Source organism: Mycobacterium sp., assembly GCF_051006775.1.
Classification (GTDB): domain Bacteria; phylum Actinomycetota; class Actinomycetes; order Mycobacteriales; family Mycobacteriaceae; genus Mycobacterium.
On the sequence record NZ_JBPCSX010000237.1, the window covers coordinates 1 to 6760 of the forward strand.

Annotated in this window: 6 protein-coding genes and 1 pseudogene; 5 read left to right on the plus strand and 2 right to left on the minus strand. The window is 66.1% G+C overall.

Translation table 11 applies throughout. From position 1 onward, the window contains the following. Positions 1 to 236: pseudogene (locus ACR2JI_RS16515) on the minus strand (acyl-CoA synthetase); the annotation flags it as partial. 60 nt (positions 237 to 296) lie between these two features. On the opposite strand from ACR2JI_RS16515, the gene ACR2JI_RS16520 reads away from it, so the two are divergent. From ACR2JI_RS16520 to ACR2JI_RS16535, 4 genes are all read left to right on the plus strand, one after another. Further along, positions 297 to 758 (plus strand): SRPBCC family protein, encoded by a 462-nt coding sequence (locus ACR2JI_RS16520; protein ID WP_526391902.1) that lies wholly within the window; start codon positions 297 to 299, stop codon positions 756 to 758. Further along, complete coding sequence (locus ACR2JI_RS16525; RefSeq protein WP_526391904.1) at positions 742 to 2496, plus strand: sulfatase-like hydrolase/transferase; 1755 nt, start codon at positions 742 to 744, stop codon at positions 2494 to 2496. The genes ACR2JI_RS16520 and ACR2JI_RS16525 overlap by 17 nt, the downstream gene beginning before the upstream one ends. A gap of 74 nt (positions 2497 to 2570) precedes the next feature. Continuing rightward, positions 2571 to 3701, plus strand: coding sequence for a VOC family protein (locus ACR2JI_RS16530; RefSeq protein ID WP_526391906.1), 1131 nt, complete (start codon positions 2571 to 2573; stop codon positions 3699 to 3701). Further along, the gene (locus tag ACR2JI_RS16535; protein WP_526391908.1) at positions 3698 to 4636 is read left to right on the plus strand and encodes a fumarylacetoacetate hydrolase family protein; all 939 of its coding nucleotides are present in this window, start codon (positions 3698 to 3700) and stop codon (positions 4634 to 4636) included. Before ACR2JI_RS16530 ends, ACR2JI_RS16535 begins: the two co-directional genes overlap by 4 nt. 9 nt (positions 4637 to 4645) lie before the next feature. Here ACR2JI_RS16535 and ACR2JI_RS16540 read toward each other — a convergent pair whose 3' ends face one another. Further along, positions 4646 to 5323, minus strand: coding sequence for a TetR/AcrR family transcriptional regulator (locus ACR2JI_RS16540; RefSeq protein WP_526391910.1), 678 nt, complete (start codon positions 5321 to 5323; stop codon positions 4646 to 4648). A 62-nt stretch (positions 5324 to 5385) separates the two neighbouring features. Between ACR2JI_RS16540 and ACR2JI_RS16545 the strand changes: the two genes are divergently transcribed. After that, on the plus strand, positions 5386 to 6760 hold a 1375-nt coding region (locus ACR2JI_RS16545; RefSeq protein WP_526391912.1), incomplete at its 3' end, for an FAD-dependent oxidoreductase.

The window sequence follows — 6760 nt, forward strand, 5'->3', positions numbered from 1 at the left end:
TCGTCGATGATCGCGGTCCGGTGCGGGCTGCGCCGGGCGTTGAGCGCCGGGATCATCCCGACCTCGCCCCACCGCACCAAGTCGGCGACCATGGCGGCCAGGTTCTGCGGCGGCTCCAAACCGAACGCGCCGGAGGCGATCATCTTCTGCAGGTAGTGCAACTCGGCTGAACCGCGTTCAGCGAGTTGCTGCACCTTCGCCAGTGCCTGGTCGCGCAGATCCGAGAGGCTCACCATGAGCCCGAGCCTAGGTGACATTCGAGGCATCAGACCGGGGGTTGAACATATGGTGGTGGGGTGGCAACTGTGAGCCGGACCCGGACCGTGGCGGCGGCACCGCAGGAGGTCTGGGAGGTGCTCGCCGACTTCGGGGCGATCAGTGGCTGGGCCGGCAATGTGGACCACTCGTGTCTGCTGAGCCACGGACCGGGCGGCGGACCGCTGGGGACCTCCCGGCGGGTCCAGGTGGGTCGTGACACCTTGGTTGAACGCATCACCGACTTCCAGCCTCAGACGGCACTGGCCTATGACATCGAGGGCCTGCCCCGGCGGTTGCGCCGCGTCGGGAACCGGTGGACGGTGCGGCCCAGCGCATCCGGGCACACCGAGGTGAGACTGACCAGCTCCGTGGAGATCTCGGAAAATCCGGTGGCGCGGATCGCGGAACGGGCGATGTGCCGTTTCCTTGCCAAACAGTCCGACACCATGCTTACCGGTCTGGCGCAACGAGTGGAGGGATCCCATGACATCACCGGATGAAGGCCGCCCCGACATCGTGATCGTGATGACTGACGAAGAGCGGGCCATCCCGCCCTATGAGGCCGACGATGTGCTGGCCTGGCGCCAGCGGGTGCTGAGCGGGCGCCGCTGGTTCGACGAACACGGCGTCAACTTCGTCAGGCACTACACCGGCTCGCTGGCCTGTGTGCCGAGCCGGCCGACGATCTTCACCGGGCAGTACCCAGATCTGCACGGGGTGACCCAGACCGACGGGATCGGCAAGACGGCCGAGGATTCCCGGATGCGCTGGCTACGCCGCGACGAGGTCCCCACCCTCGGAAACTGGTTCCGGGCAGCCGGTTACGACACGCACTACGACGGCAAGTGGCACATCTCGCATGCCGATCTCATCGATCCTGCGACGGGAAAGCCGTTGGCCACCAATGACGCTGACGGTGTGGTGGACCCCGCGGCGGTACGCAGTTACACCGACGCCGATCCACTGGCGCCGTACGGTTTCACCGGCTGGGTCGGCCCGGAGCCGCATGGCGCGGGATTGGCCAACAGCGGTATGCGGCGCGATCCACTGATCGCCGAGCGGGTGGTGGCCTGGCTCACCGACCGTTACGCCCGGCGTCGCGCCGGCGATCCAGAAGCGCTGCGCCCGTTCCTACTGGTGGCCAGCTTCGTCAATCCACACGACATCGTGCTCTTCCCGACCTGGGTGCTGCGCAGTCCGGTGAAGGCCTCCCCGCAGGACCCGCCGCACGTGCCGCCCTCCCCCACCGCCGACGAGGATCTGCGCGATAAACCGGCGGCACAGATCGCGTTCCGGGAGGCCTACTACTCGGGCTACGCACCTGGCGTTGCGATCGAGGCGATCTACCAGCGCAACGCCCAGCGCTACCGGGACCTGTACTACCGCCTGCATGCCGAGGTCGACGGACCTCTCGACCGGGTTCGGCGTGCGGTCACCGACGGCGGCTCGGCCAACGCCGTACTTGTTCGCACCTCTGATCATGGCGACCTGCTCGGTGCGCACGGTGGACTGCACCAGAAGTGGTTCAACCTCTACGACGAGGCGACCAGGGTTCCGTTCACCATCGTCCGAATCGGCGAGCAGGCCACCGGCGCGCGAGTGGTCGGCGCTCCCACCTCACATGTCGACCTGGTGCCGACGCTGCTGGCCGCCGCCGGAGTCGACATCGACGCGGTGGCCGAGACGCTGCGCGAATCGTTCACCGAGGTGCATCCGTTGCCCGGGCGGAACTTGATGCCCGTGGTCGACGGCGGAGCCGAAGACCCGGACCGCGCGGTCTATCTGATGACCCGCGACAATATGCTCGAGGGCGACTCGGGTGCATCCGGTCTGGGGCGCCAGCTCAAGTTGACCTCCAATCCCCCTGCGCCACTGCGAATCCACATCCCGGCGCACACCGCGGCCAACTTCGAGGGCCTCGTTGTCAATGTTGACGGACACCTCTGGAAGCTGGTCCGGACGTTCGACGATCCGTCGACGTGGACCGAACCGGGGGTTCGCCATCTGGCCGCCAACGGTATGGGGGGCGACGCCTATCGGACCAGTCCGCTCGACGATCAGTGGGAGCTCTACGACCTCACCGATGATCCGATCGAGGCCGTCAACCGGTGGAGTGATCCCGAGCTGCTCCAGCTGCGCCAGCATCTGCGGATGCGCCTGAAGGAGAGCCGGGCCAGTTCAGTCCCGGAGCGCAACAATCCGTGGCCGTACGCGTCCCGCCGGTCACGGAGTCACTGAGCCCACCGATGGGCCTTGACTGACCCATCCGTCGCATGTGACGATTTCGTCAACATCAAGGCGAGGTGATTCAGATGAGCGAGATGGTTGGCGCACACAACGGGCTTCACAGCGAGCAGGGCGCGCTGCGGGGCGATCACCCGGGCCGTGCCCGCAATCCGGTGATCAAGGTCGCTGACCTGGCTTGGCTGGAGTTCGACAAACCGGACCTCGATCGTGCCGAGGCCTTCGCCCATGCATTCGGATTCCAGACCGCCGCCAAGAGTGCCTCCGAGATCCAGTTGCGCGGTACCGACGCCAATGCACCGTGCGTGATCATCCACCGCGGCACTCAGACCCGGTTCCGCGGCGTCGCGTTCCGTGCCGATGATGAAGCCGACCTGCTGCGGCTGGCCGACAAGACCGGGGCCGCCCCGGTTGCGCTGCCCGACAGCGTCGGTGGGCAAGCGGTGAACCTGGTCGATCCCAGCGGTACCCCGGTGAAAGTTGTGGCCGGTTGCCACGAGCTTCCCGCGCTACCCGGGCAGGAGCCCCTCCCCTTCAACTTCGGCCGCGAGCTGACCCGCATCAATGCCACGCAGCGTCCCCCACGCAGCCCCGCACGGGTCGAGCGCCTGGGTCACGTCGTGCTGTCCTCGACGAAGTACATCGAGAATCTGAACTGGTACCTCGAGCATTTCGGTCTGATCGTCAGCGACTTCCTCTACTTCGCGGGCCAGCGGGACCGCGGTCCCACGATGAGCTTCATCCGCTGCGATCGCGGCTCCACCCCGAGCGATCACCACACCCTGGCGATGGCGCTCGGCCCGGCGAACCGGTACGTGCATTCGGCATATCAGGTCAGCGATCTCGACGCGCTCGCAGCCGGCGGTGAGTACCTCCTCGAACGCGGATACTTCCGGTCCTGGGGTATCGGCCGCCACATCCAGGGCAGCCAACTCTTCGACTACTGGCGCGACCCGGACGGTTTCATGGTCGAGCATTTCACCGACGGTGACATGTTCGACAACACCGTCGAGTCGGGCTGGGCCCCCTTCACCGCGTCCGGCCTGGCGCAGTGGGGACCGCCGGCGACCAAGGACTTCCTGGGCATCGACGCCAAACACGCACGCGAGGAATTGGGTGCGCTCGCCACGGCACTGCGGGAGCGCAACGAGTTCGACGTCAAACGGTTGATCGGACTACTGAAGGTGGCTCGCTCATGACGATGTCGGTACTGCGCACGGCCGACGGCTGGTGGGTGCAGACCGCGGACGGAGCGGCCAGGGTGCAGACGCCGGCAACCACCACCGCAGAATTGCTCCGCGACCGCAGCGCCCTGGAAGCCGCCCGCGGCGCCACCTCGACCGTCCCGGTGAGCGCCCTTTCCCTGCTGTCGCCGATCACCAAACCGTGCCGGGTGATCGCTCAGATGACCAACTTCGCATCACACGTCAAGGATGCCGGGCTAGACCCCAAGACGATTCCGCTGACCTTCTTCCGCAAGTCCTCGGCCTCCATCAGCGGTCCGTTCGACCCCATCGTGAAGCCCGCCCATGTGCGCCTGCTTGATTACGAGGTCGAGATCGGACTGGTGGTCGGTCGCGATGTCGGCGTGGGCACAACGGTTTCCGAGGCTGACCTTCCGGACATCATCGCCGGCCTGGTCATCACCAACGACGTCTCTGCCCGCGATATCCAGTTGCCCCAGACCCAGTTCTACGAGGCAAAGTCCTATCCGACCTTCACCCCCGCCGGCCCCGCGCTGGTTCTGCTCGACGCTGCCGAACTCAAGCGCTTCGGGCAGTTGCGGCTGAGGTTGAGTGTCAACGGCGAGGAGCGGCAGAACGCGGTTGTCGACGGCGACATGATGTACCGGCCGCTGCAGGCACTGCAGTCACTGTCCCGGTTCCAGGATCTGTCCGCCGGTGACCTGATCCTGACCGGCACGCCCATCGGGACCGCGCTGAGTGCGCCGCCGAAACCGGTGGAGATGATCTCTCGCCTGCTGCCGCCGGCGGTGAAGTGGAAGGCATTCTTCAAGAGCCAGGCCGCAAACCCGAAATACCTCAAGGACGGCGACGTCGTGGAGGCGTCGGTGCGTACCGACGACGGCACAATCGACCTCGGCACGCAACGAATGACGGTGCGGTTCCCCTAGAGAATCACGTCAGAGATTCACGTCGGGCAGCGGCCGGGAGCACACATTCCGGGCGTCCCGAGCCGACATTCCGAACATGCGAAGCAGATCCTCGGTGACGGCATCCGCGGTCAACCCGTCATCACGGCTCGGATCACGCTGCAACAGAGTGCCGATTCCGAGCAGAACGCCGCTGGCGACCGCCAACGCCAACTCGGGATCGTCAACCGTGAACCGGCCCGCCGCCACCGCCGCGTTGATATCGCGCAGCGCTCGAGGAGCCAGGCCACGGTCTGATGACACCAACGCCGACCAGTTGGCCAGCAGGATGAGGCTCTCCTGGGGACGGCGTCGGAAGAACCGGCCGGTGAGCCGGAAGCTGGCGGCGAAGGTCTCCGCCGGGTCCCCCATATCGGTGGTCAGCACGTCCAGCAGGGCCCCATAGGAATCGAGGACCTCGGCGACGGCGGACTCGAAAAGCTCGTCCTTGCTATCGAAGTGGTTATAGAAGGAACCCATTCCGACATCGGCCAGCTGGGTGATCTCCAGAACGGGAACGTTGAGTCGTCCGTCGACGATCAACTGCTGCGCAGCCTTGATCAGTGCGGTCCGGGTCCGCTGCTTACGGCGTTGGAGCCGATTGACCGGTGCGTCGGGCTCTCCCACAGGCCGGACTCTATCAGCGGATATCAGTTCTGAGGATTTCATCAGAACCTCTTGACGGCCGGGCGCGCACATGTGACGATTTCGTCAGTTTCCGAGGAGGGTGCGTGAGCAAAACCAAGCCGACCGTTGTTATCGTCGGCGCCGGTCCGACCGGAGTCACCGCCGCCACCCTGCTCGCTCAATACGGCATTGCCACAATCGTCTTGGACCGCTGGGCTGACGTCTACCCGCAGCCCCGCGCGGTGCATCTCGATGACGAGGTCTACCGGATCCTGGCCCGCCTGGGTATCGGCGAATCGTTCGCCGCAATCTCGCGGCCGGCGCTAGGCCTGCGGCTGATCGACCCGAAGTTACGGGTGCTCGCCGAGTTCCACCGCGATCCAGATCAGCACCGTAACGGGTATCCGTCCGCGAACATGTTCGACCAACCCGCGCTCGAAGCTCTGCTACGCGCCAACCTCACCCGCTATCCGGAGGTCGAACTGCGCGGCAACGTCGACGTCACCGATATCGCCGACATCGGGGATGGCCAGACCCGAGTCACCTTCACCGACCGTGGCGACGGAGCGGAGCAATCCATCATCGCCGATTATCTGCTCGGCTGCGACGGAGCGAACAGCCTGGTGCGCAACAAGATCGGTGCTTCGATGCAGGACTTGCGGTTCGAGCAGCGATGGCTGGTGATCGACGTGGCCAGCAGCGCTGAACTCCAGCAGTGGGACGGCGTCCATCAGTTGTGCGACTCCCGCCGGGCCGGCACATTCATGCGGATCGGCGACGACCGCTATCGATGGGAGTTCCGGCTACTGGACGGCGAGCAGGCCGACGACTTCCGCGGGATCGACGCACTGGGCCCACTCATCGCGCCCTGGACTGCCCGGGTCGACGAGGCAAGCCTGGAGATCATCCGGGTCGCCGAGTACACCTTCCGCGCCAAGATCGCCGACCACTGGCGCCGCGGCACCACCTTCCTACTGGGCGACGCCGCACACCTGACTCCGCCGTTCGTCGGTCAGGGGCTCTGCGCCGGACTACGCGACGCGATGAACCTCTCGTGGAAGCTCGCCGGTGTCCTGGGTGGCACCCTGGATCCTGCGGTACTGGACAGCTACGAACAGGAACGCAAGCCACATGCCCGGAGCATGATCGACCTCGCCCTGACGGTGGGCCGGGCAATGACCTCCGGCGGCAGAACCGGCGACCTGCTGCGGGGCGTCGTGGTGCCGCGGTTGCACCTGCTGCCCGGTTTGAAGAAGCGCATCATGGACTCCGAGACGCCCGCGCTGTCGCGGGGCGTCCTGGTTGCGGAGTCGGGCAGGCTCACCGGAACCCTCTGCCCGAACCCGCCGACTCCGGAGGGCCGCCACCTCGACGACGTACTGGGTAGCGGCTTCGCGGTGATCACCAGTCAGGCGCTGTCCCCCGGAGATCGCGCCGAGGCCGAAAGGTGCGGGGCCACGGTCTATCTGGCCGATCCGG